General features: G+C 55.1%; 20 protein-coding genes and 4 tRNA genes. 18 read left to right on the forward strand and 6 right to left on the reverse strand.

Annotated elements, in window-relative coordinates; genetic code table 11:
- The first annotated feature begins 260 nt into the window (after positions 1 to 260).
- The 16 genes from wecA (at position 261) to AAF463_RS00845 (ending at position 13,637) form a co-directional block, all read left to right on the forward strand.
- A complete protein-coding gene (gene wecA, locus AAF463_RS00770) occupies positions 261 to 1,334 on the forward strand; it encodes a UDP-N-acetylglucosamine--undecaprenyl-phosphate N-acetylglucosaminephosphotransferase (RefSeq protein WP_350261380.1) in 1,074 nt (357 codons plus the stop codon).
- A gap of 34 nt (positions 1,335 to 1,368) precedes the next feature.
- The gene (gene wzzE, locus AAF463_RS00775) at positions 1,369 to 2,418 is read left to right on the forward strand and encodes an ECA polysaccharide chain length modulation protein (RefSeq protein ID WP_192414398.1); all 1,050 of its coding nucleotides are present in this window, start codon (positions 1,369 to 1,371) and stop codon (positions 2,416 to 2,418) included.
- A 10-nt stretch (positions 2,419 to 2,428) separates the two neighbouring features.
- Complete coding sequence (gene wecB / locus AAF463_RS00780) at positions 2,429 to 3,553, forward strand: UDP-N-acetylglucosamine 2-epimerase (non-hydrolyzing) (RefSeq protein WP_008105750.1); 1,125 nt, start codon at positions 2,429 to 2,431, stop codon at positions 3,551 to 3,553.
- A 2-nt stretch (positions 3,554 to 3,555) separates the two neighbouring features.
- Positions 3,556 to 4,815 (forward strand): UDP-N-acetyl-D-mannosamine dehydrogenase, encoded by a 1,260-nt coding sequence (wecC, locus tag AAF463_RS00785; RefSeq protein ID WP_101763772.1) that lies wholly within the window; start codon positions 3,556 to 3,558, stop codon positions 4,813 to 4,815.
- Positions 4,812 to 5,888 (forward strand): dTDP-glucose 4,6-dehydratase, encoded by a 1,077-nt coding sequence (gene rfbB, locus AAF463_RS00790; protein ID WP_137384904.1) that lies wholly within the window; start codon positions 4,812 to 4,814, stop codon positions 5,886 to 5,888. The genes wecC and rfbB overlap by 4 nt, the downstream gene beginning before the upstream one ends.
- A 22-nt stretch (positions 5,889 to 5,910) precedes the next feature.
- Positions 5,911 to 6,792: a glucose-1-phosphate thymidylyltransferase RfbA gene (gene rfbA, locus AAF463_RS00795; RefSeq protein ID WP_101763770.1), complete on the forward strand. Its 882-nt coding sequence runs from the start codon at positions 5,911 to 5,913 to the stop codon at positions 6,790 to 6,792.
- A complete protein-coding gene (gene rffC, locus AAF463_RS00800; RefSeq protein ID WP_350261381.1) occupies positions 6,770 to 7,468 on the forward strand; it encodes a dTDP-4-amino-4,6-dideoxy-D-galactose acyltransferase in 699 nt (232 codons plus the stop codon). The genes rfbA and rffC overlap by 23 nt, the downstream gene beginning before the upstream one ends.
- Positions 7,465 to 8,595 (forward strand): dTDP-4-amino-4,6-dideoxygalactose transaminase, encoded by a 1,131-nt coding sequence (gene rffA, locus AAF463_RS00805; protein ID WP_350261382.1) that lies wholly within the window; start codon positions 7,465 to 7,467, stop codon positions 8,593 to 8,595. Before rffC ends, rffA begins: the two co-directional genes overlap by 4 nt.
- The gene (gene wzxE, locus AAF463_RS00810) at positions 8,595 to 9,848 is read left to right on the forward strand and encodes a lipid III flippase WzxE (protein WP_101763767.1); all 1,254 of its coding nucleotides are present in this window, start codon (positions 8,595 to 8,597) and stop codon (positions 9,846 to 9,848) included. Before rffA ends, wzxE begins: the two co-directional genes overlap by 1 nt.
- The gene (locus tag AAF463_RS00815) at positions 9,845 to 10,915 is read left to right on the forward strand and encodes a TDP-N-acetylfucosamine:lipid II N-acetylfucosaminyltransferase (RefSeq protein WP_350261383.1); all 1,071 of its coding nucleotides are present in this window, start codon (positions 9,845 to 9,847) and stop codon (positions 10,913 to 10,915) included. The genes wzxE and AAF463_RS00815 overlap by 4 nt, the downstream gene beginning before the upstream one ends.
- On the forward strand, positions 10,912 to 12,255 hold the full coding sequence (gene wzyE / locus AAF463_RS00820; RefSeq protein ID WP_350261384.1) for an ECA oligosaccharide polymerase: 1,344 nt from the start codon (positions 10,912 to 10,914) through the stop codon (positions 12,253 to 12,255). Before AAF463_RS00815 ends, wzyE begins: the two co-directional genes overlap by 4 nt.
- Positions 12,256 to 12,283: 28 nt before the next feature.
- Positions 12,284 to 13,018, forward strand: coding sequence for a lipopolysaccharide N-acetylmannosaminouronosyltransferase (gene wecG, locus AAF463_RS00825; RefSeq protein ID WP_350261385.1), 735 nt, complete (start codon positions 12,284 to 12,286; stop codon positions 13,016 to 13,018).
- A gap of 159 nt (positions 13,019 to 13,177) precedes the next feature.
- Positions 13,178 to 13,254, forward strand: a tRNA-Arg gene (locus AAF463_RS00830).
- 90 nt (positions 13,255 to 13,344) lie between these two features.
- Positions 13,345 to 13,420: transfer RNA gene (locus AAF463_RS00835), tRNA-His, on the forward strand.
- Positions 13,421 to 13,436: 16 nt separating this feature from the next.
- Positions 13,437 to 13,523 (forward strand) — tRNA-Leu (locus AAF463_RS00840).
- Positions 13,524 to 13,560: 37 nt separating this feature from the next.
- Positions 13,561 to 13,637: transfer RNA gene (locus AAF463_RS00845), tRNA-Pro, on the forward strand.
- Positions 13,638 to 14,202: 565 nt separating this feature from the next.
- On the opposite strand, the gene AAF463_RS00850 is transcribed toward AAF463_RS00845, so the two are convergent.
- From AAF463_RS00850 to hemC, 6 genes are all read right to left on the reverse strand, one after another.
- A complete protein-coding gene (locus AAF463_RS00850; protein WP_101763763.1) occupies positions 14,203 to 14,580 on the reverse strand; it encodes a MarR family transcriptional regulator in 378 nt (125 codons plus the stop codon).
- Entirely contained in the window at positions 14,577 to 14,945 is a 369-nt protein-coding gene (locus AAF463_RS00855; protein WP_350261386.1) for a hypothetical protein, read from the reverse strand. Before AAF463_RS00855 ends, AAF463_RS00850 begins: the two co-directional genes overlap by 4 nt.
- Before the next feature lie 160 nt (positions 14,946 to 15,105).
- Positions 15,106 to 16,302 (reverse strand): protoheme IX biogenesis protein HemY, encoded by a 1,197-nt coding sequence (hemY, locus tag AAF463_RS00860; RefSeq protein ID WP_192236887.1) that lies wholly within the window; start codon positions 16,300 to 16,302, stop codon positions 15,106 to 15,108.
- Positions 16,303 to 16,304: 2 nt separating this feature from the next.
- On the reverse strand, positions 16,305 to 17,435 hold the full coding sequence (gene hemX, locus AAF463_RS00865; RefSeq protein ID WP_350261387.1) for a uroporphyrinogen-III C-methyltransferase: 1,131 nt from the start codon (positions 17,433 to 17,435) through the stop codon (positions 16,305 to 16,307).
- 23 nt (positions 17,436 to 17,458) lie between these two features.
- Positions 17,459 to 18,199, reverse strand: coding sequence for a uroporphyrinogen-III synthase (gene hemD / locus AAF463_RS00870; RefSeq protein WP_350261388.1), 741 nt, complete (start codon positions 18,197 to 18,199; stop codon positions 17,459 to 17,461).
- Positions 18,196 to 19,137: a hydroxymethylbilane synthase gene (gene hemC / locus AAF463_RS00875; protein ID WP_101763931.1), complete on the reverse strand. Its 942-nt coding sequence runs from the start codon at positions 19,135 to 19,137 to the stop codon at positions 18,196 to 18,198. The genes hemD and hemC overlap by 4 nt, the downstream gene beginning before the upstream one ends.
- Positions 19,138 to 19,453: 316 nt before the next feature.
- Between hemC and AAF463_RS00880 the strand changes: the two genes are divergently transcribed.
- Together AAF463_RS00880 and AAF463_RS00885 are read left to right on the forward strand one after the other, a co-directional pair.
- Positions 19,454 to 22,015, forward strand: coding sequence for a class I adenylate cyclase (locus AAF463_RS00880; protein WP_101763758.1), 2,562 nt, complete (start codon positions 19,454 to 19,456; stop codon positions 22,013 to 22,015).
- Positions 22,016 to 22,149: 134 nt separating this feature from the next.
- On the forward strand, positions 22,150 to 22,353 hold the full coding sequence (locus AAF463_RS00885) for a lipoprotein (protein WP_101763757.1): 204 nt from the start codon (positions 22,150 to 22,152) through the stop codon (positions 22,351 to 22,353).
- Positions 22,354 to 22,378 lie beyond the last annotated feature (25 nt).

Consider the following 22,378-nt stretch of genomic DNA (forward strand, 5'->3'; position numbering starts at 1 on the left):
CTAAGCCAAGCGGTGATTCGCACAATATGCCAGGAAATATTGCTAACGCCACGTCTTAACGTGGCGTTTTTTATTTATGGGCATTAGGATTAGCGCAGTCAGGAAGCTTTTATATTGACTGTGACAGAGATTCGTTTGTTTTTTCAGCAATCAGACTTTTCTGTAGCAGAATTCGGAATAGGGATATACGGCAATGGCGGGTGTTTTGCATATTGTTGTCCACGATTTTAGCTGAGAGCATTAACGTGAATTTACTCACTATGAGTACTGAGCTTGGTTTAATTTTTCTTTTTACTTTAGTGTTCCTGTTTTTTGCTCGCAAAGCAGCTAAAAAAATTGGGCTTGTGGACACACCAAACTCCAGAAAAAGGCACCATGGCGCCATTCCGTTAGTTGGCGGCATTTCCGTGTACGCGGGAATCTGCTTCGCTTTTGCCATTTCAAATTATTATCTGCCGCACGCGATGCTGTATCTGAGTTGCGCGGGCGTATTGGTGCTGGTTGGCGCACTGGACGATCGCTTCGATATCAGCGTTAAAATTCGCGCGCTGGTGCAGGCGGCGGTCGCCATCGTGATGATGGTCGGCGCCAAACTCTATTTGCTCAGTCTGGGCTTCATTATCGGGCCGGTTGAGTTAATTGTCGGTCCGTTTGGCTACGTATTGACGCTATTCGCCGTATGGGCCGCCATTAACGCGTTCAATATGGTGGATGGGATTGATGGCCTGCTTGGCGGCCTCTCCAGCGTCACTTTCGCCGCCATCGGCATCATTCTCTATTTTGACGGCCAGACCAGCCTCGCCATGTGGTGCTTCGCGATGATCGCCGCCACCATTCCTTATATCCTGCTTAATCTCGGCTTGATTGGCCGTCGCTACAAAGTGTTTATGGGCGATGCCGGCAGCACCATGATCGGTTTCACCATCATCTGGATTCTGCTGGAAACCACCCAAGGCCTGAGCCATCCGATCACGCCCGTCACCGCGCTGTGGCTGATCGCGATTCCGCTGATGGATATGGTGGCGATTATGTATCGCCGTTTGCGCAAAGGCATGAGCCCGTTTTCCGCTGACCGCCAGCACATCCACCATTTAATTATGCGCGCCGGATTCACATCACGTCAGGCGTTCCTGCTGATTACCGTCGCCGCCGCGCTTCTGGCGGGTATTGGTGTGCTCGGCGAGTATCTGGCTTTCATCCCGGAGTGGGTGATGCTGGTGCTGTTCATGATGGCATTCCTCCTTTATGGCTATTGCCTGAAACACGCATGGCGCGTGGCGCGCAAAATCCGTCGCATTAAACGTCGCTGGCAAAGCAGCGAAGATAAAAAATAAATTACCCAGAAAGTACCCTGATAAGGATTTTGTTATGACCTCTGTCGTTGTGGAGAACGAACTGGATATACGTGGCCTTGGCTGCACACTCTGGCGTGGTAAACGCTGGATTATCGGTCTGGCGCTGCTGTTTGCGCTGGTCGCCTGGTTAGCATCGATGTTAATGAAGCAGGCGTGGAGCACCACGGCGGTGACCGATCGTCCAACGGTCAATATGCTGGGTGATTTCTTCGTACAGCAGCAATTCCTCAATAATCTGGATGTGCGCACCAATACGCTCAATCTCAGTTCGCCAGCGCCGACCGTGATGGATGAGGTTTATCAGGAGTTCACCATGCAGCTGGCATCATGGGATACGCGCCGTGATTTCTGGCAGCAGACCGAATACTTCAAAAGCCGCAAAAGCGGTAACGCGCACAACGATGCGGCGCTGCTCGACGACCTGATCACCAACATTCAGTTCACCGCTGCCGACCCGGCGCGCAATATCTTAGATAACATTAAGCTGGTGGCCGAAACCGCCAGCGATGCTAACAATCTGCTGCGTCAATATATTGCCTACGCCAGCGAGCGTGCGGCGCGTCATCTTAATGCGGAGCTGAAAGGCGCCTGGCAGGCGCGCAGCGTGCAGCTGGCGTCGCAGGTTAACCGCCAGCAGGAAGTGGCGCAGACGGTATTTGAACGTCAACGTCAGCGCATCGAACAGGCGCTGAAAGTGGCGAGCGAGCAGGGGATTAAAGAGAATCGCGCGCCGGCAACCGGCGAAGCGCTGCCAGACAGCGATCGTTTCCTGCTGGGTCAGCAAATGCTGCAGGCGCAACTCGACACTTTACAAGCCAGCGGGCCTGCTTACGATTTAAGCTATGATCAAAACAAAGCGATGCTGAGTACGCTGCAGGCCGGTCCGCGTCTGGATAAACAATTCCAGACTTACCGCTATTTGCGCACCCCGGAAGAGCCGGTGTCGCGCGATAGTCCGCGCCGCCTGTTTATGATGATCATGTGGGGCGTAATTGGCGCGCTGGTCGGTGCGGGAGTGGCGCTGGTGCGTCGTCCGCGTTCAACGTTAGCAACGAGCCATTAAGAGAAGCCACGTGAAAGTTCTGACGGTATTTGGCACGCGTCCTGAAGCGATCAAAATGGCTCCGCTGGTGCAGGCGCTGGCGCAGGATGCTGCGTTCGAGTCACGCCTATGCGTCACCGCACAACATCGTGAAATGCTCGACCAGGTGCTGCGTTTGTTCCAGCTGCAGCCTGATTATGATCTGAATATCATGCGCCCGGAGCAAGGGCTGACGGAGATCACCAGCCGCATTCTGCAGGGCATGAAAACCGTACTCGCCGATTTCCAGCCGGATGTGGTGTTAGTGCACGGCGATACCACCACCACGTTTGCGGCCAGCCTGGCGGCGTTTTATCACCAGATTCCGGTGGGTCACGTAGAAGCGGGATTGCGTACCGGCAACCTGATGTCGCCGTGGCCGGAAGAGGCCAATCGCACGCTCACCGGCCATCTCGCCAGTTATCACTTCACGCCCACGCAAAATTCGCGACAAAATCTGCTGCGCGAGAATCTGCCGGATGCGCGCATTTTCGTGACGGGCAACACGGTGATTGATGCGCTGCTGTGGGTGCGTGATCGCGTGCTGGACGATGCCGATCTCAATGCCCGCCTCGCCGCGCGCTATCCGTTCCTCGACGCTGACAAAAAACTCATTCTGGTTACGGGACATCGCCGCGAAAGTTTTGGCGACGGCTTTGAACGCATTTGCAGTGCGCTGGCGCAAATCGCGCGCCAGCATCCGCAGGTGCAAATTGTCTATCCCGTGCACCTCAATCCCAACGTCAGCGAGCCGGTTAATCGCATTCTCAGTGGCATCGAGAATATCATCCTGATTGAGCCGCAAGAGTATCTGCCGTTTGTCTGGCTGATGAATCGCTCATGGCTGATTCTCACCGACTCCGGCGGCATTCAGGAAGAAGCGCCGTCATTAGGCAAACCGGTGCTGGTGATGCGCGATACCACCGAGCGTCCGGAAGCGGTGGACGCAGGCACGGTGAAACTGGTCGGCACCGATATCAGTAAAATTGTCGCTGAAGTCAGCCTGCTGTTGCAGGACGATGAAGCCTGGCAGGCAATGAGTCGCGCGCACAATCCGTACGGCGATGGCCACGCCTGCGCGCGCATCTTGCAGGCCCTAAAACAACACAGAGTGTAACCATGCGTTTTGAAACCATTTCCGTTATCGGACTGGGCTACATTGGGCTGCCAACGGCAGCCGTTTTTGCCTCAAAGGGAAAGAAAGTCGTTGGCGTGGATATTAATGTCCGCGCCGTTGAAACCATCAATCGTGGCGATATCCATATCGTGGAACCCGAGTTGGGTGATGTGGTGCGCGAAGCCGTGCGTGCCGGTCATCTACGTGCGACTACACAGGCCGAAGCCGCCGATGCATTCCTGATCGCCGTGCCCACGCCATTTATCGGCGACCATCAGCCGGATCTCAGCTATGTGCAGGCCGCGGCGCTGTCGATTGCACCCGTGTTAAAAGCGGGCGATCTGGTGATCCTCGAATCGACGTCGCCGGTGGGCGCCACCGAGCAAATGGCGGAATGGCTGGCGGCGGCGCGTCCCGATTTGCGTTTCCCGCAGCACGGTGATGCGTGCGATGTGTTTATCGCTTACTGCCCGGAGCGCGTTTTGCCCGGCAAAGTGATGGTTGAACTGCTGGAAAACGATCGCGTCATTGGTGGCATGACGCCAGCCTGTTCCGCACGCGCCAGCGAGCTGTACCGCATTTTCCTGCGCGGCGCGTGTGTGGAAACCAATGCGCGTACCGCCGAGATGTGCAAATTGACAGAAAACAGCTTCCGCGATGTGAATATCGCCTTTGCCAATGAGCTTTCGCTGATTTGCGCCGAGCAGGGCATCAACGTGTGGGAACTGATTGCGCTCGCGAATCGCCATCCGCGCGTCAACATCCTGCAACCCGGACCGGGCGTCGGCGGGCACTGTATCGCCGTCGATCCGTGGTTTATCGTGGCGCAGAATCCAGAACAGGCGCGACTGATTCGCACCGCACGTGAAGTGAATGATGCCAAACCGGGCTGGGTGCTGGATCAGGTAAAGCAGGCGTTAGCAGAGTGCCTCACCGCCAGCGGCAAACGCGCCAGCGATGTCACCATTGCCTGCTTTGGTCTGGCCTTCAAACCGAATATTGACGATCTGCGCGAAAGTCCGGCGATGAGCGTCGCCCATCGTATTGCCGAGTGGCACAGCGGCGCAACCTGGGTGGTTGAACCGCATGTGGAAGACATTCCGCAACGTCTGGCGCACGAAGCCACGCTGGTTGCTACGGATGTAGCGCTGCAGCAGGCGGATATTCTGGTGATGCTGGTTGATCACGCACAGTTCCGCGCGATTGATGCGGCCCAGATTGCCCAGCCGTGGATTGTTGATACCAAAGGCGTGTGGCGATGAAACAGTTTCTGGTGACCGGCGGGGCAGGATTTATCGGTTCTGCGCTGGTACGTTTTCTGCTTGAAAACACCGAACACCGCGTGGTGGTGGTCGATAAGCTGAGCTATGCCGGCAATCTGGCGTCGCTGGCGCCGGTGCAACAGAATGCACGTTTCGCCTTCGAACAGGTGGATATTTGCCATCGCGCTGAGCTGGATCGTGTCATGGCGCACTATCAACCGGATTGCATTATGCATCTGGCGGCAGAAAGTCATGTTGACCGCTCGATCGATGGACCTATCGCCTTCATCGAAACCAATATTGTCGGCACCTATCAGCTGCTGGAAGCGGCGCGTCATTACTGGAATGGCATGGCAGATGAACGCAAAAAAGGCTTCATTCTGCATCATATCTCCACTGATGAAGTGTTTGGTGACCTGCACGGTAGCGACGATTTCTTTACCGAAACCACGCCGTATGCGCCGAGCAGCCCCTATTCGGCGACCAAAGCCAGCAGCGATCATCTGGTGCGCGCCTGGCTGCGCACCTACGGTTTGCCGGTCATCATCACTAACTGCTCCAACAATTACGGACCGTATCATTTCCCGGAGAAGCTGATCCCGCTCACCATCATTAATGCGCTGGCGGGCAAACCGCTGCCAGTATATGGCAACGGCAGCCAAATACGCGACTGGCTATATGTAGAGGATCACGCGCGGGCGCTGTATAGCGTGGTGAGCAGCGGCAAAGTAGGGGAAACCTACAATATTGGTGGTCATAACGAGCGACGTAATCTTGAAGTGGTGGAAACGCTGTGCGATCTGCTGGATGAGTTGGCGCCGCAGCAGCGTGCACCGCACCTGAGCCGCTACCGTGACCTGATTACCTTTGTTAGCGATCGTCCCGGCCACGACCAGCGCTACGCCATCGACGCCAGTAAAATTGAGCGTGAGTTAGGGTGGACGCCGCAGGAAACCTTTGAGAGCGGCATTCGTAAAACCGTGCAATGGTATCTGGCAAACCCGCAATGGTGGCAGGCAATTCTTAACGGCAGCTATCGCGGTGAGCGTCTGGGATTAGCCACGCCGCGTTAAACGCACTTCAGAAGGAGCAGCGATGAAAGGCATTATTTTAGCCGGAGGTTCGGGCACGCGTTTGCATCCGATTACCCGCGCCATCTCGAAACAGCTGTTGCCGGTATATGACAAACCCATGATTTACTATCCGCTGTCGGTACTGATGCTGGCAGGGATTCGCGAAATTTTGATCATCACCACGCCAGAAGATCGCGCCCATTTTGAACGTTTACTGGGCGACGGCAGTGAATTTGGGATTCAGCTAACCTATGCAGAACAACCCCGTCCTGATGGGCTGGCGCAGGCATTTATCATTGGCGAAAGTTTTATTGGTGACGATCACTGTTGTCTGGTGCTGGGCGACAATCTCTATTTCGGCCAGGGTTTCAGCCCCAAGCTGAAGAAAGTGGCCGCGCGCAGCAGCGGCGCGACCGTCTTTGCTTATCAGGTGATGGATCCGGAGCGTTTTGGCGTGGTGGAGTTTGATGACGACTTTAACGCGCTCTCCATTGAGGAAAAACCGCAGCAGCCGAAATCGCGCTGGGCGGTCACCGGCCTCTATTTTTACGATAATCGCGTGGTGGAGTTTGCCAAACAGGTGAAACCTTCCGAGCGCGGTGAGCTGGAAATCACCGCCATCAACCAAATGTATCTCGATCAGGGCGAGCTGGCAGTGGAGTTGCTAGGGCGCGGATTTGCCTGGCTGGATACCGGCACGCACGACAGCCTGATTGAGGCGAGTATGTTTGTGCAGACGGTGGAAAAACGGCAGGGCTTTAAAATTGCCTGCCTGGAAGAGATTGCATGGCGTAACGGCTGGCTGAGCGATGCCCAGCTTTTAGCCGCGGCTCAGGCGCTAACCAAAACCGGCTACGGCCAGTATCTGCTGGATGTTCACAATGCCCGTCCGCGTCAATATTGATTCCCTTACGTGGGAAAATGAGTTCTTCGGTCAGAACAGCGTGCGCTTATCGCTGGATGGCGATTTGGTGCTGGCCGAGGCCCTTCAGCAGCCGTATGCGCTGTGGCAAGTGAAGGTGCCCGCTGAACGCGTTGATGCCATCGATGCGCTGAGCCAGCATGGTTTTCAGTTAGTGGAAGGCGAAGCTGACCTTTCCCTCAGCATCAAACATACCGAGCGGCAAGTTGGCGTGCGCATTGCGCGGGAAGCACAAATCCCGGCACTGCGTGAAGCGGCTGCGCAGGCGTTTAGCCAAAGTCGCTTCCGCGCGCCGTGGTTTGCTGCGGCGGACAGCGGACGTTTCTACGCGCAGTGGATTGAAAATGCGGTGCGCGGCACCTTTGATAATCAATGTCTGGTGGCCTGCGATGAGCAGGGCGCGCTGCAAGGTTTCGTCTCGATGCGCGAAGTGGACGGCGACATGCGCATCGGTCTGCTGGCGGTATTGCCCGCCGCACAAGGTTGCGGCGTCGGCCAGCGCTTACTGCTCGCCGCCGCCGACTGGGGCCGCGTACGTCAGCTAACGCATCTGCGCGTGGCGACCCAGCTTAGCAATCTCACGGCGATGCGCCTCTATTTACGCAGCGGTGCGCGGCTGGAAAGCACCGCTTACTGGTTCTACAGGAAAGCCTCATGATCCCATTTAATGCGCCGCCGATTGTCGGCAGCGAAGTTGAATATATGCAGTCGGCGATGGCCAGCGGCAAGCTGTGCGGCGATGGCGGCTTTACTCGCCGCTGCCAGCAGTGGATGGAACAGCATTTCGGCAGCAAAAAAGTGCTGCTGACGCCATCCTGCACCGCATCGCTGGAGATGGCGGCGCTGCTGATTGACCTGCAGCCTGGCGATGAAGTGATCATGCCGAGCTACACCTTCGTCTCCACCGCCAACGCCTTTGTGCTGCGCGGCGCGATCATTGTGTTTGTCGATGTGCGCCCCGATACGCTGAATATTGATGAAACGCTGATTGAAGCGGCGATCACGCCGAAAACCCGCGCCATCGTGCCAGTGCATTACGCGGGCGTGGCCTGCGAGATGGACAGCATCATGGCGCTGGCGGCGAAGCATAAACTCTATGTTATCGAGGATGCCGCGCAAGGCGTGATGTCGCAGTACAAAGGACGCGCGCTCGGCACCATTGGTCACATTGGCTGCTTTAGCTTTCACGAAACTAAAAATTACACCGCCGGCGGTGAAGGCGGCGCAACGCTGATCAATGACGCGAAGCTGGTGGATCGTGCCGAGATCATTCGTGAAAAAGGCACCAACCGCAGCCAGTTTTTCCGTGGTCAGGTCGATAAATATACCTGGCGCGATATTGGCTCCAGCTATTTGATGGCGGATTTGCAGGCGGCCTATTTGTGGGCGCAGCTGGAAGCGGCGGAGCAAATTAATCAGCAGCGTTTGCGTTTGTGGCAACGCTACTACGATGCGCTGCAGCCGCTGGCTGCTGCCGGCCGTATTGAGCTGCCGGTAGTGCCAAAAAATTGCCGCCACAATGCACATATGTTCTACATCAAGCTGCGCGACAGCGACGATCGTCAGGCGCTGATCAACTGGATGAAAGAGGCGGAAATCCTCACGGTGTTCCATTACATCCCGCTGCACTCGTCGCCAGCGGGTGAACGTTTTGGCCGCTTCCACGGTGATGATGCCTTTACCACGCGTGAAAGCGAGCGCCTGCTGCGCCTGCCGCTGTTCTACAACTTATCGGATAACAACCAGCGTACGGTGATCAGTTCGCTGCTGAGTTTCTTTGCCTGATGTCATTAGCAAAAGCATCAGTCTGGACCGCGTCTTCCACGCTGGTAAAAATCGTTGCTGGCCTGCTGGTGGTGAAACTGTTAGCGATAAGCTTCGGACCCGAAGGGATCGGGCAAGCCGGTAACTTCCGCCAGTTGATTACTGTACTCGGCGTATTGGCGGGCGCGGGCATCTTCAACGGCGTCACTACGTTAGTCGCGCAACATCAGCAACAGCCACAACAACTGCGCGCGGTGACCGGCACGGCTTCGGCGATTGTGCTCGGTTTTTCAACGCTGCTGGCGCTGGTGTTTTTGCTGGCGGCAACGCCCATCAGCACGGCGCTTTTTGGTCATGCTGAATATGCCAACGTGGTGCGCATTGTCGCCTTTCTGCAGCTCGGTATTGCCTGGGCCAATCTGACGCTGGCGTTGCTGAAGGGCTTTCGCGATGCGCGCGGCAATGCGCTGGCGCTGATTGCCGGAAGTATCGTCGGCGTGCTGGGTTATGTGCTGTGCTGGTGGCTGGGCGGCTATGCTGGTGCGTTAGTGGGGTTGGCGCTGGTGCCGGCGCTGCTGGTGTTTCCGGCGTTGCTGATGCTACGTCGCCATCGCGATCGGCTGCCGCTGAGCTGGCTGATGCCAGGCTGGCATCCTGACCTGGCGCGCAATCTGGCGAAGTTTACGCTGATGGCGCTGATCACCTCATTCACCTTGCCGGTGGCGTGGGTGATGATGCGAAATCTGCTGGCCGAGCAGCAAGGCTGGGCGCAGGTCGGTTTATGGCAGGGCGTGACCAGTATTTCCGATGCCTACCTGCAATTTATCACCGCCACCTTTAGCGTCTGGCTGCTGCCCACGCTGGCGCGGCTGGAGCAGAAACCGCAAATCGCCCGTGAGATTGGGCGTGCGCTGCGCTTTGTGTTACCTGCCGTCGCAGCGGCCAGTTTCTGCGTATGGCTGCTGCGCGATGTCGCTATCTGGCTGCTGTTTTCGCCGCAGTTCAGCGCGATGCGTGACCTTTTCGTCTGGCAGTTGTGCGGTGATGTGTTTAAAGTCGGCGCCTATGTTTTCGGATATCTGGTGATCGCCAAAGCGTCACTGCGCTTCTATATTCTGACGGAAATCAGCCAGTTTGCCCTGCTGACCGGTTTTTCCCATTGGCTGATTCCGCTGCACGGGACCGCCGGGGCCGCGCAGGCTTACATGGCAACCTACGTTCTCTATTTCGCCCTTTGTTGTGGCGCCTTCATGATTTATTGCCGGAAAAAATGACGACTTTTCACGTATTGGGATCGGATATCCCGCATCACAATCATACGGTGCTGCGCTTCTTTAATGACGTGATGAGCGCCGAGCTGCCTGGCGCTGCGCCGCGTCAGTTTATGGTGGTATCCAGCGCGCCCGAAACGCTGCAAGCGTATGCTTCATTGCAGATTGAAACCTTTGCCAGCAAGCGTGCGCTGGCGCAAGCTGTGGTGACGCGTGCTGCCGATCGCTCGCAGCGCTTCTTCTTTCACGGCCAGTTTAATCCCAGCATTTGGTTGGCCTTGCTGAGCGGCAAACTGCGTCGTCAGCAGGCGTTCTGGCATGTATGGGGCGCAGATCTCTACGAAGAAGGGCGCGGCCTTAAGTATCAGCTGTTTTATCTGCTGCGCAGAATGGCGCAAGGGCGCGTGGCGCGCGTGTTTGCGACGCGCGGTGATTTGCACCATTTCCAGCAGCGTCATCCGCGCGTTCCCGCCTCGCGGCTCTATTTCCCGACGCGCATGCCGGACGTGGCGCTGCCTGCGCCAGTGGAAAGCCCCGATTTCACTATTCTGCTCGGTAACTCCGGCGATCGCAGTAATCGTCACATTGCCGGTTTAAAGGCGATTCGAGCCCAGTTTGGTGAACAGGTGAAAATCGTCGTGCCGCTCGGTTATCCGCAGAATAATCACGCTTATATCGATGAGATTGCCGCCGCCGCACAGCGCCTGTTCCCGGCGGGGCAAGTGACGCTGCTGCGCGACAAGATCGACTTTGATGCCTATCTGACATTGCTTAGCCGCTGCCAGCTCGGCTATTTTATGTTCGAGCGCCAGCAAGGCATTGGTACGCTTTGCTTGCTGATTCAGGCCAATATTCCGTTTGTGCTGAACCGCAAAAATCCGTTCTGGCGCGATCTTAGCGAGCAAGGTTTGCCGGTGCTGTTTAGCGAAGATGCGCTGGATAGCGCCAGCGTGGCCGAAGCGCAACGGCAATTAGCGCAATGCGATCACTCTTCGATTGCCTTTTTTGCCCCCGGCTATCTGGCAGGCTGGCGCGACGCGCTAACCCTGAGTGAAAGGGAGAGAACATGAGCCTGATGCAGTTTAGTGGTCTGCTGGTGGTTTATCTGTGTTCGCTGGGTTTCATTCTGACCCTAACCTGGCGGGAATTTAAACGGGTGCGCTTCAACTTCCACCTGTTCTTCACCATTCTGTTTTTGTTGACCTTCTATTTCGGCTTCCCGCTGACCAGCGTGCTGGTATTCCGCTTTAACGTGGCGGTGGTGCCGCCGGAATATCTGCTGCAGGCGCTGCTGGCCGCTACCAGCTTTTATGCCATCTATTACGTTAGCTACAAGGTGCGGCTGCGGCCGGCCAATGCGCCTGCGCGCAAACCCTGGCTGCAGATGAACCGGGTTGAAACCCATCTGACCTGTCTGCTGCTGGCGCTGGTGGCAATTGGCACCGTGACGGTGTTCTTTATGCACAACGGCCTGCTGCTGTTCCGGCTTTCGGCTTACAACCAGATCTTCTCCAGCGAAGTGTCCGGCGTGGCGCTTAAACGCTTCTTCTACTTCTTTATTCCGGCGATGCTGATTCGCTACTTCCTCAAGCCAACCCAGCGTCAGTGGCTGTGGTTTTTGCTGGTGTCGGTGGCATTTGGCTTGCTGACCTACGCGCTGGTGGGCGGCACGCGCGCCAATATCATTATCGCGTTCGCGCTGTTCTTGTTTATTGGCATTACGCGCGGCTGGATCACGCTGTGGATGCTGGTTGGCGCCGGTGTGATGGCGATTGGCGGTATGTTCTGGCTGGCGTTGCGTCGCTATAACCTCGACGTAGTGGGCGATGAAGCGTTTTATACCTTCCTTTATCTGACGCGCGACACCTTCTCGCCGTGGGAAAATCTGGCGCTGTTACTGCAAAACTACGACAAGATCGATTTTCAGGAGCTGGCACCGATTTGGCGCGATTTCTACGTGTTCATTCCCAGCTGGATGTGGCCGGGACGTCCAACAGCCATTCTTAACAGCGCTAACTACTTTACCTGGGAAGTGCTGAACAACCATTCCGGCTTGGCGATCTCGCCCACGCTATTGGGTTCGCTGGTGGTGATGGGCGGCGTGTGGTTTATCCCAATCGGTGCGGTGGCTGTCGGACTGCTGATGAAAGGCTTCGATAACCTTTATCTGTATGGCCGCGATACCAGCAATCGTTACAGCGGGGCGATTTTGCAGAGTTTCTGCTTCGGCGCGGTGTTTAATATGATCGTGCTGGCGCGTGAAGGGCTGGATGCTTTCGGCTCGCGCGTGGTGTTCTTTTGTCTGATTTTTGCGGCCTGTATATGGGCGGCTAAATTGCTTTACTGGCTGTTGGCGCGCGCGGGGTTGATTCGTCCGCGCAGCGAGCCGGTTTTACACAGCCCTTCTTAACCTTTGGGCACAACGGGAAATTCATACCATGGAAACCGATAAGCCGCGCTATAGCCTGCGCGGAGTCGATCTTCACGCCTTCAACGATATGGCGAGCTTTCTGCGCTTTCTGCTGCCCGAGGGTAAACCGCGTTGCGGCACGCTGGTGGCGATGAATGCCGAGAAAATGCTCACGCTGGAAGAAGATGCGCAGCTACGCGCACTGATCGCTGAGGCTGAGTTCAAATATCCGGATGGCATCAGCATCGTCCGTTCGCTACGTAAGAAGTATCCTCAGCTGCAGGTGAACCGCATTGCAGGCGCGGATTTATGGGAAGCGTTGATGGAGAGTGCAGGGCGTAGCGGCATTCCGGTGTTTCTGATTGGTGGACGTCAGGCGGTGCTGCAGGAAACCTGCGACAAGCTGCGCCGACAGTGGAATGTGGATATCGTTGGCAGTCAGGATGGTTACTTTGCGCCTGAAGCGCGCGACGCGCTGTTTGCCCGCATCGCCGCGAGTGGTGCGCAGATTGTCACGGTGGCGCAAGGTTCGCCGCGCCAGGAGCTGTTGATGCGTGATTGCCGCGCCCATTGGCCGCATGCGCTCTATATGGGCGTTGGTGGCACTTACGATGTGTTTACTGGGCACGTTAAGCGCGCGCCCGTTTGGTGGCAAAAGTCCGGACTGGAATGGCTTTATCGCCTTATTCGTCAGCCTTCGCGTCTGCGTCGCCAATTAAAGCTGCTGAAATACTTACGCTACCACTGGCGGGGCGACCTCTGAAATTGCTGGTTTTTCCAGCGAAAATGAGAGGGTAAGCGCCTCAAACTGCTGTAATTATCGATGGAATGCACAAAGCGTAATCAAACGCGTTTTTTTTCTAAAAAAGGGCTGGACAGTATGAGGTCAAGCCCGTAGTATGCCCATCCGCAACGGCGCTACGCGCCCGTAGCTCAGCTGGATAGAGCGCTGCCCTCCGGAGGCAGAGGTCTCAGGTTCGAATCCTGTCGGGCGCGCCATTTAGTTTGTGCGCAAGAGCTTCGGTGGTTGGTTAGACCGCGTTATGCAGTGAATTAGTAAGCGAAACACGCTTACGCACCAGAATTATGGTGGCTATAGCTCAGTTGGTAGAGCCCTGGATTGTGATTCCAGTTGTCGTGGGTTCGAGTCCCATTAGCCACCCCAGATTTTGCTCGGTCACGCGATGGTGGCGGAATTGGTAGACGCGCTAGCTTCAGGTGTTAGTGTTCTTACGGACGTGAGGGTTCAAGTCCCTCCCTTCGCACCAGGCAAAATTACGCTGTAGCGTTAAAAAAGTAAAAAATCGGCGAGTAGCGCAGCTTGGTAGCGCAACTGGTTTGGGACCAGTGGGTCGGAGGTTCGAATCCTCTCTCGCCGACCATATTCGAAAAGCCTGCTTGAAAAAGCAGGCTTTTTTCGTTTGTATCCGCCATTCATATTCTCAACTCTTCCCATCATTTCCTTTGAGCGTAATTCCGCACATTGTCGCTATTTAGATACATATAAATCATTGATTTATATGGACATGACAATTCCTTGCATAGCTTGTCGTTCTGCGGAGACAGCTTATTGAGTGATCGTCGCGTTTTACCGACAGTGGCTAACACCGGGATTGTGGCAGGGACTATATCCTGTTGATATTAATTAGCTTATTGCACGTGCTGCAACTTTGGCACGTCTTGTGCAATAATCTACCTGTAGATGCTCATTCCACCTCTTATGTTTGCTGATGCTACATAAACCTGGGAATGATGCAGAGCCCCTTACGGCATCCGTTGTCCAGCCTGGCAGTATTTGCGCACGCTTTACTGCAGTAAGAAGGACATTACGTTGAGTCGGATGCCATCAGTTGTCTTAACGACCTGATCTTACACCTGCTTATGGCAGGTGTTTTTTTGTCTGTAATATGGCGAAGGGTAGATTCGGCTTCGGAACGCAAGGTTCAGTTAAGCCGCTTCGGGTTTTGCGATGAGTTCACTGGTCACGCGTATATCGAACTCAGTGAAAAGTGCGGTAGGAATTTTTTTTTTGCCTATCTTCTTCAGGCTCACAAAGCCGTGACCTTCCAACGTTTTCAGCGTCGCAGACAGATTACTGACTCGACGTCCCGAAAGCTCCGCCAGCTCTGTAACGGTCTGAGGTTTGCGCTCGTGCATAAGCTTGAGAAGTAGGATGTTCTCATTGCTAAGCACCTGCGCAATCGCGTTCACGGACGCAAACCAAACTTTGGGTTCATCAGCCTCAGGTTTGTACTGCCCACTCGCAATGCTCATTATTCGATTACGCATATTCTCTGGAGAAATAATGCCGATGAGCGCTTTCATGATTCACCCTCTTTTTCACCAATGATTTTGTCTACATTTTCCAGAAAGTCTTCGAGCAGTTGGCTGGCCGAAACAAAGAAATAGGGCTGCCCAGAATCAACAGAGGTTTTATGCAAATGGTCATAAACCGTCCATTTACCTGAAAAACCTCTCTTCGGCGGCTTAATGGCATGAGCGTTATCTATGCCGAAGATGCGGGTGTTGTAATTGTTATGGAAGGTAAGATTGTACCTTATGCCATGCGGCCTGAACTTCGACGGTGCTTCTTTACGAACCTCAATTTTCCACCAATATCCGCTCTCATAAGTAAATCGATATCCATCCATGTCGATCAGTGTATTTAATCCGTAGTCTTCATCATCCATATACTTATGACCCGATCATAACAAATCAATGTTGCTGTGTAAAATTTCATCAGACCCACACGGTAATGATCGAAACAGATCAGGATATTGATTAGCGATAAATTGCAGGCAAAAAAAAGCCGGGACAAGCCCGGCGTGCACAAAAGTAACAATCGTAAAATCAGGCGCTGGGATTGGTCTTCAGCGTAAGTAGCAGGCCTTCACGACGCATTTTGGCAGCGTCTTCCGGACGATGCAGGCGGTCGTAAACATCGGCCAGCCAGGCATAATCAAACGCATCCGGACGCTGCGCCAGCGCTTGCTGGAACGCTTCTGCTGCCTGCTGCCATTCCCCATGACGCATCAGCAGTTGACCCAGCGTGCTATGGAGCAGCGGCGTGGCGCCATGCTGTTTAATCTGCTGACGCAATGCTTTCTCCAGAGATTGCGGATCGCCACTTTTAATACGCGGCATCAGCAATACCAGACGATCGTCATATTGACGTTTCAAACCTTCCAGCACGATGCTCTGTGCGGTATCCGGATCGTCACACTCAATCAAATGTTCTGCCATAGCCACCTGCAAGGCGGTTTCCTGACGCGTTTTGCGGCTCTGGTTTTGCCACCATTTCTTCAAACCGTCGCTGCCTTGATCGGCCATCGCCTGGTTCATCAGGCCCAGCCAGGCTTGCTGCTGCAAGGCATCGCGCTGTGCTTCATCATTGATCTGCACTTTCTGCATCGCAGGCAGAATGTCGAGCAATGCGCCCCATGCGCCGGTACGAATATAGGCTTGTTCTGCCAGACGCAACACTTCCGGATGGCGCGGCGCGACTTCCAGCAGGCGATCAACGCCATGGCGTGCCGCATGATCTTCGTTGCGCGCCAGTTGCAGACGTACGCGTGTGATTTCAACCGGAATCGTGTCATTCACCGACAGCTCAGAAGCGCGCTCCAGATGCTGATTAGCACGGATTTCGTCACCGCGTTGCTGTGCCGCTTCGGCAGCCAGCAAGTAGTTTGCCACTGGCTGATCGGCGTGGTCGGCATTTTTCGACAGCAGTTTTTCGGCCTGTTTAAAGTCACCTTCCGCCAGTTTCATCAGCGCGCTTTGCGTGTGACGCTGCGCGCTACGGCGCTTGCGGCCGGTGAACCAGCCGCGTGTGCGTGCGCCGGTACGGAATAGGCGACGCAGAATCCATTCCACCAACAAAATCACCAGCAGGCTGAGGATCAAGATGATCGCCAGGCCGGTTACGCTGGTTTCAATGTTCCAGTTGTCGGTTTGGATCAGCACGTAGCCCTGATGGCCGGCTACCATCGGTCCAACTACAATGCCCGCAATCAGCAGCAGGAAAAGCACCAATACTTTCAGCATGGTTAGCCTCCTTGTTGATCAGCAGCAACCGATGGCTGAGCCAGCAAATTACGTACGCGGGTTTGCATCAGTTTTTCCAGCAGCGGCTGGCTTTCCAGCGCATCCGGCACATCCATTGAAATGCTTTGCTGGCTCAATTCATCCAGCTGTGCAAGGAAGGCTTTGGTGGCGGCATCGTTGGTGTCGTACCAGGCGCGAACCCAGGTTGATACCGCATCGATAGACTGTTTGTAAATCTCATCCTGATGACGCGGTACGGCCTGAGCCGCAATCAGCAGGCGCGAACGAATGTTTTCGCGCAGGTAAACGTCCTGATTCGGTGCCAGCAGCGGCTGTGCGGTGTTGTCGCGGCGGCGTATGGTGATGAAATCATCCATAAAGTTATGCCAGCTTTTCACCAGATTTTGACGCCACTCGTGCAGCGAACTTGAGAGTTCACCGCCATCAGCGTCCATAGGCGAATCATCGCTGTCGTTGTCGGCCAGGCGTAGATTATCGACGCCGTTCGACAGCTGATTAAGCTTGAGGATGGTGCCGTCATAATCAACCTGGCTGACGGCGGAGAGTGAACTGATGTCCTGCGTTAGCGCACGACGCACATTCATCACGCTCGGATCGTTCATGTCGGCCAGGCTGGAATCAGCACTTTTCAATAACGCTGCCGCGGTAGTGACATCCTGATCGCTCCACAGTTTGCGGCCCGCCAGTTTGACGAGGTAGTCCGCTTGCGCCAGTAGCCAGGTACGCGTGTCGTTTCCAGAGATGGTAGCGACTTTATCACGCAGGGTTTCCAGCTCTTTTGCGCTGTTATCCTGCTGCGTGCGCGCCTGCTGCAAGGCGCTGTTGGCGCTATCCAGCTGTTGCGTCAGCTGCTGTTTGTCGCTGCCCAGTTGCTGCTGCAAGGCGCTCAGCTGCTCACTGAGATTCTGGTTAGTTTGAGCCTGTAAATCGGCCTGGTGTTTCCCATTAAGGTAAAGTCCCGCCCCAATAGCCAGCGCAATCACAATCGCCACGGCACTCAGCACCTTGCCATCGCCTTTTTTATCGCGAGGTGGTTTGGTTGCTGGCGAGGGAGAATTGTCCGCTGGGGTGGTTTCTTCAACCATGGCGGAGGAGGCTTTTTGTTCCGTCATTATGGCTCATCCCATTGTTAAGTTCAGCGTAACGCGCGCAGCAGCGCATCGTTATCGGCACCATCGGCTACATCAATGTCCTGCCAGCCTAATTCAGCGGCTTGCGTAGCCAAACGTTCACTGACGACCACAAGCCGACAGTGCAGTAACCATTCCCGACGATCAATTGGCGGAAACAGAGAAAAGAGTTGTTGTAACATTTCGCCGCTGGTTATCACCAGCGTTGTAATGCCGCGATCGCGCCAGCGTCGGCCTTCAGTCGCGCCGTTGTAGTGCTTTTCACAGCGCTGATAGCACTCGCAGTATTGCACCTCAACGCCGCGTTCAATCAGCGTTTCTGCCAACAACTCGCGCCCCGGACTGCCGCGCAGAATCAGCGCGCGTTTGCCACTAACCTGCTGCAGACGGTTCAGGCGCACCAGCTCTTCGCTGGTCTCCCGCGCATGAGGATAGTCTACTTTGAGATTACTGACGGTATGCAGGGCTAAAGCGGTGCTGCGACCAATAGCATAATAGTTGAGGGCTTCAGGCCATGTTGTCGCGCTTTGCTGTAAAGCGGGCTCGGCGAAAGTAACGACCTGCTGCGACAGTAAAAACACCAGATCGCCTGGCTGTAACGCCGCAAGTTGGCTTGGCAAATGGATAAGATCGCGACCCGGCGTAAATTCAATCAGCGGGAAGCCCCATGCCAGCTTGCCCAGGCTGCGCAAACGCGAGACCAGTTCAGTGGCGGCCGGTTCCGGGCGGGTCACGAGGATGGTCATACTGGCGGTTGACCTTGATACACTTCACGCAGAATGTCGCGCGCGCCGCCATCCAACAGCTCTTCGGCCAGCGAAACCCCCATTCTTTCGGCGTGATCGCGTGGACCGCGACGCTCGCCGACCACCATTTGACTGCCGTCCGGTGAGCCAACTAATCCGCGCAGCCACAGCTGATCGTCTTCCAGCACCGCGAAGCTGCCGATAGGCACCTGACAACCGCCTTCCAGCCGCGTGTTCATTGCGCGTTCGGCGCGCACGCATACGGCGGTATCGTCGTGATTCAACGCCTGTAGCAGCGTAATCAATTGCTCATCATCTGCGCGGCATTCAATGCCGACGGCGCCCTGACCCACGGCGGGCAGGGAGATCTCGGCAGGCATTGCCTGACGGATGCGATCTTCCAGACCTAAACGCTTCAAACCGGCCGCCGCCAGAATGATGGCGTCATATTCACCGGCATCGAGTTTGCCGAGACGCGTGCCGACGTTGCCGCGCAGTGAGCGAATCACTAAATCCGGACGACGGGCGCTCAGCTGGCACTGGCGACGCAGGCTGGACGTCCCGACAACCGCGCCTTGCGGCAGCTCATCAACACTGTTGTAACGATTGGAGACGAAAGCATCGCGCGGATCTTCACGCTCGCAAATGGTCACCAGACCGAGGCCTTGTGGAAAATCGATCGGCACATCTTTCATTGAGTGCACGGCGAGATCGGCGCGGCCTTCCAGCATTGCCAGCTCAAGCTCTTTAACGAACAGCCCTTTGCCGCCAACCTTTGCCAGTGGCGTATCAAGGATGACATCACCTTTGGTGACCATCGGCAGCAACTCAACCTGCAGACCCGGATGAGCCGCCATCAGACGCTGTTGGACATATTGTGCCTGCCACAAAGCAAGGGGACTTTGTCTGGTAGCAATTCTGAAAATTTTGTTTAACATGCTGTTAACCATTTTGATCGTTCATCGAATATCCTATCATTGATAGGGGAATGCTGTCAGTTTCAACGGATTGAAAAGGCCGCGATGTCAGACTGCGCCTGGATCTTGCGGGTCGCAGTTTTGTGTCGAAGTCTGAAAAAAGCAGGGCTACGGTCGGAACATGCTAAACTGTTAAGTAGCGCAACTTTCTTTACGGTCAATCCTCCGGGTGTTAGATTGATCACGTTTCCAGCAATTATTTGCCCGATATCTTTATTATTAAGCGGCAGAATGCGGAAACAGGGTGCTTAACACTGGGACAATCAGGCGAAACGTCTTGTACCTCTACATTGAGACACTGAAACAGAGACTGGATGCGATTAACCAGCTGCGTGTAGATCGCGCACTGGCTGCCATGGGGCCTGCTTTCCAGCAAGTCTACAGTCTGCTGCCAACATTATTGCATTACCATCATCCGCTGATGCCGGGCTACCTCGAAGGTAGCGTTCCGCATGGCGTCTGCCTTTACACGCCCGATGAAAATCAATTCCAGCTGCTGCAGAACTTAGCGGGCGGACAACCGCTCGATCTCACCGCCGCCGTCGCGGGCGAACGTCCAATTACCGGCATTTACTCAATGGGCAGCACCTCGTCGGTTGGGCAAAACAGCATTTCCGACCTCGACATCTGGGTATGCCACCAATCGTGGCTGGATAATGAAGAGCGCCTCAATCTGCAGCGTAAGTGTACGCTGTTGCAGAAATGGTGTGTGTCGATGGGTGTGGAAGTCAGCTTCTTCCTGATTGACGAGAACCGTTTCCGCCATAACGAAAGCGGTAGCCTCGGCGGTGAAGACTGCGGTTCTACCCAACATATTTTGCTGCTGGATGAGTTCTACCGTACCGCCGTGCGTATGGCGGGTAAACGCATCCTGTGGAATATGGTGCCTGGCGAAGAGGAGCACCATTACGACGATTACGTCATGTCGCTCTATTCACAAGGCGTACTGACGCCGAATGAGTGGCTGGATCTCGGCGGCCTTGGCACGCTGTCAGCGGAAGAGTATTTCGGTGCCAGCTTGTGGCAGCTGTATAAAAGTATCGACTCGCCGTATAAAGCGGTGCTGAAAACCCTGCTGCTGGAAGCCTACAGCTGGGAATATCCCGACACGCAGCTCTTGTCGATGGACATCAAGCAGCGCCTGCACGACGGCGAAATTGTCTCCTTTGGTCTCGATCCTTACTGCATGATGCTGGAGCGCGTGACGCGCTATCTCACCAGCGTTGATGACATGGCGCGCCTCGATTTAGTGCGTCGATGTTTCTATTTAAAAGTGTGTGAAAAGCTCTCGAGCGAAGATCACCATCATCAGCGCACCGGCTGGCGGCGCGAGATCTTATCGCAGCTGGTTAAAGAGTGGGGCTGGGATGAAGAGAAGTTAGCGGTACTGGATAACCGCGCGCAGTGGAAAATCGAACGGGTACGCGAAGCGCACAACGAACTGCTGGATGCGATGATGCAGAGCTATCGCAACCTGATTCGCTTTGCGCGTCGCAACAATTTAAGTGTCAGCGCCAGCCCGCAGGATATCGGCGTGCTGACGCGTAAACTGTATGCCGCGTTCGAGGCGCTGCCGGGTAAAGTCACTTTAGTGAACCCGCAGATTTCGCCCGATCTCTCGGAAGAGAATCTTACCTTTATTCATGTCCCGGCGGGCCGCGCTAATCGCGCCGGTTGGTATCTGTATAACCAATCGCCAGACATGAGTTCTATCATCAGCCATCAGCCGCTGGAATATAATCGCTATCTGAACAAGCTGGTGGCGTGGGCGTGGTTTAACGGTTTGCTGACCAGTAAAACGCGTCTGCATATGAAGGGCAACGATTTGTGCGATCTGCCGCGTCTGCAGGAACTGGTTAACGATGTGTCGAGCCACTTCCCGCTGCGCGTGCCAGCACCGACGCCGAAAGCGCTCTACAGCCCGTGCGAAATTCGTCACTTAGCGATTATCGTTAACCTGGAACACGATCCTACCTCCGCATTCCGCAATCAGGTGGTGCATTTTGATTTCCGTAAGCTGGATGTGTTCAGCTTCGGTCAGCAGCAGCAATGTTTGATTGGCAGCATCGATCTGCTCTATCGCAACTCGTGGAATGAAGTGCGTACGCTGCACTTCAATGGCGAGCAGGCGATGATTGAGGCGCTGAAAACCATTCTCGGCAAAATGCATCAGGATGCTGCGCCGCCGGATACGGTGGAAGTATTCTGCTACAGCCAGCATCTGCGCGGTTTAATTCGTACTCGCGTGCAGCAGCTGGTTTCGGAATGCATTGAGCTGCGTCTGTCGAGCACGCGTCAGGAACCGGGCCGCTTTAAAGCGTTACGCATGGCGGGCCAAACCTGGGGCTTATTCTTCGAACGCATGAGCGTGTCGGTGCAGAAGCTGGAAAACGCCGTCGAATTTTATGGCGCGATTTCTAACAACAAGCTGCATGGTTTGTCGATTAAAGTGGAATCGAACCAGACGCCGTTGCCGCCGGTGGTGAACGGCTACGCCAGCGAAGGCATCATTCAGTTCTTCTTTGAAGATACTAATGACGATCGCGGCTTCAACATCTATATCCTCGACGAAACCAATCGCGTTGAGGTTTATCACCATTGCGAAGGCAGTAAAGAGGAGCTGGTGCGCGACGTGAGTCGATTCTATTCCTCATCGCATGACCGTTTTACTTACGGCTCCAGCTTTATCAACTTTAACCTGCCGCAGTTCTACCAGATTGTGAACACTGGCGAACGTTTCCAGGTGATTCCTTTCCGCAGCCAAACGCTGACGCAGCTCTGCGCTACCCAGCCTGACAACGACAACGGCGACTTCCAGCCGCGCTATCAAATGCATTGATCCCGCCCGCGTTCGCGCGGCGGGATGCGCTGTTACTCTGACCTGCCGCAGGAAATGCGGCTATTTCCTGTTGCTTTTACAACGTCAACTGCGATGATAAGCAACCATGGCTTTAGGACAGAAGAGCAGACAGAATGATACGAGTGATGAGTCAGCTGGGTATGGCGCTGGCACTGGTCAGCCTGGTAGGCTGTGGCCTAAAAGGACCGCTGTATTTCCCGCCGAAAGATCAGCCAAACAAGCCGAAACAGCAGGTCACCGCGCAGCAGCAAAAAGCGGCTCAGGATGCTGATGTCGGTGGTTTGGTCACCAGCAAGCCTGGTTCGCAGGCCAACTAAACTCTATGAGTAATCCGGCGGAGCA

This window comes from Pantoea sp. BJ2, assembly GCF_040255075.1.
Taxonomy (GTDB): Bacteria; Pseudomonadota; Gammaproteobacteria; order Enterobacterales; family Enterobacteriaceae; genus Pantoea; species Pantoea leporis.

Excerpts from the sequence above, each read along its gene's own strand:
- wzyE (WP_350261384.1), top strand. The coding sequence starts at position 10,912 with ATGAGCCTGATGCAGTTTAGTGGTCTGCTGGTGGTTTATCTGTGTTCG.
- AAF463_RS00815 (WP_350261383.1), top strand. The coding sequence starts at position 9,845 with ATGACGACTTTTCACGTATTGGGATCGGATATCCCGCATCACAATCAT.
- AAF463_RS00850 (WP_101763763.1), bottom strand. The coding sequence starts at position 14,580 with ATGAAAGCGCTCATCGGCATTATTTCTCCAGAGAATATGCGTAATCGA.
- wecA (WP_350261380.1), top strand. The coding sequence starts at position 261 with ATGAGTACTGAGCTTGGTTTAATTTTTCTTTTTACTTTAGTGTTCCTG.
- rfbA (WP_101763770.1), top strand. The coding sequence starts at position 5,911 with ATGAAAGGCATTATTTTAGCCGGAGGTTCGGGCACGCGTTTGCATCCG.
- hemC (WP_101763931.1), bottom strand. The coding sequence starts at position 19,137 with ATGTTAAACAAAATTTTCAGAATTGCTACCAGACAAAGTCCCCTTGCT.
- rffA (WP_350261382.1), top strand. The coding sequence starts at position 7,465 with ATGATCCCATTTAATGCGCCGCCGATTGTCGGCAGCGAAGTTGAATAT.
- wzxE (WP_101763767.1), top strand. The coding sequence starts at position 8,595 with ATGTCATTAGCAAAAGCATCAGTCTGGACCGCGTCTTCCACGCTGGTA.
- rffC (WP_350261381.1), top strand. The coding sequence starts at position 6,770 with ATGCCCGTCCGCGTCAATATTGATTCCCTTACGTGGGAAAATGAGTTC.
- AAF463_RS00885 (WP_101763757.1), top strand. The coding sequence starts at position 22,150 with ATGATACGAGTGATGAGTCAGCTGGGTATGGCGCTGGCACTGGTCAGC.
- AAF463_RS00855 (WP_350261386.1), bottom strand. The coding sequence starts at position 14,945 with ATGGATGATGAAGACTACGGATTAAATACACTGATCGACATGGATGGA.
- hemD (WP_350261388.1), bottom strand. The coding sequence starts at position 18,199 with ATGACCATCCTCGTGACCCGCCCGGAACCGGCCGCCACTGAACTGGTC.
- wecC (WP_101763772.1), top strand. The coding sequence starts at position 3,556 with ATGCGTTTTGAAACCATTTCCGTTATCGGACTGGGCTACATTGGGCTG.
- rfbB (WP_137384904.1), top strand. The coding sequence starts at position 4,812 with ATGAAACAGTTTCTGGTGACCGGCGGGGCAGGATTTATCGGTTCTGCG.
- wecG (WP_350261385.1), top strand. The coding sequence starts at position 12,284 with ATGGAAACCGATAAGCCGCGCTATAGCCTGCGCGGAGTCGATCTTCAC.
- wzzE (WP_192414398.1), top strand. The coding sequence starts at position 1,369 with ATGACCTCTGTCGTTGTGGAGAACGAACTGGATATACGTGGCCTTGGC.
- hemX (WP_350261387.1), bottom strand. The coding sequence starts at position 17,435 with ATGACGGAACAAAAAGCCTCCTCCGCCATGGTTGAAGAAACCACCCCA.
- hemY (WP_192236887.1), bottom strand. The coding sequence starts at position 16,302 with ATGCTGAAAGTATTGGTGCTTTTCCTGCTGCTGATTGCGGGCATTGTA.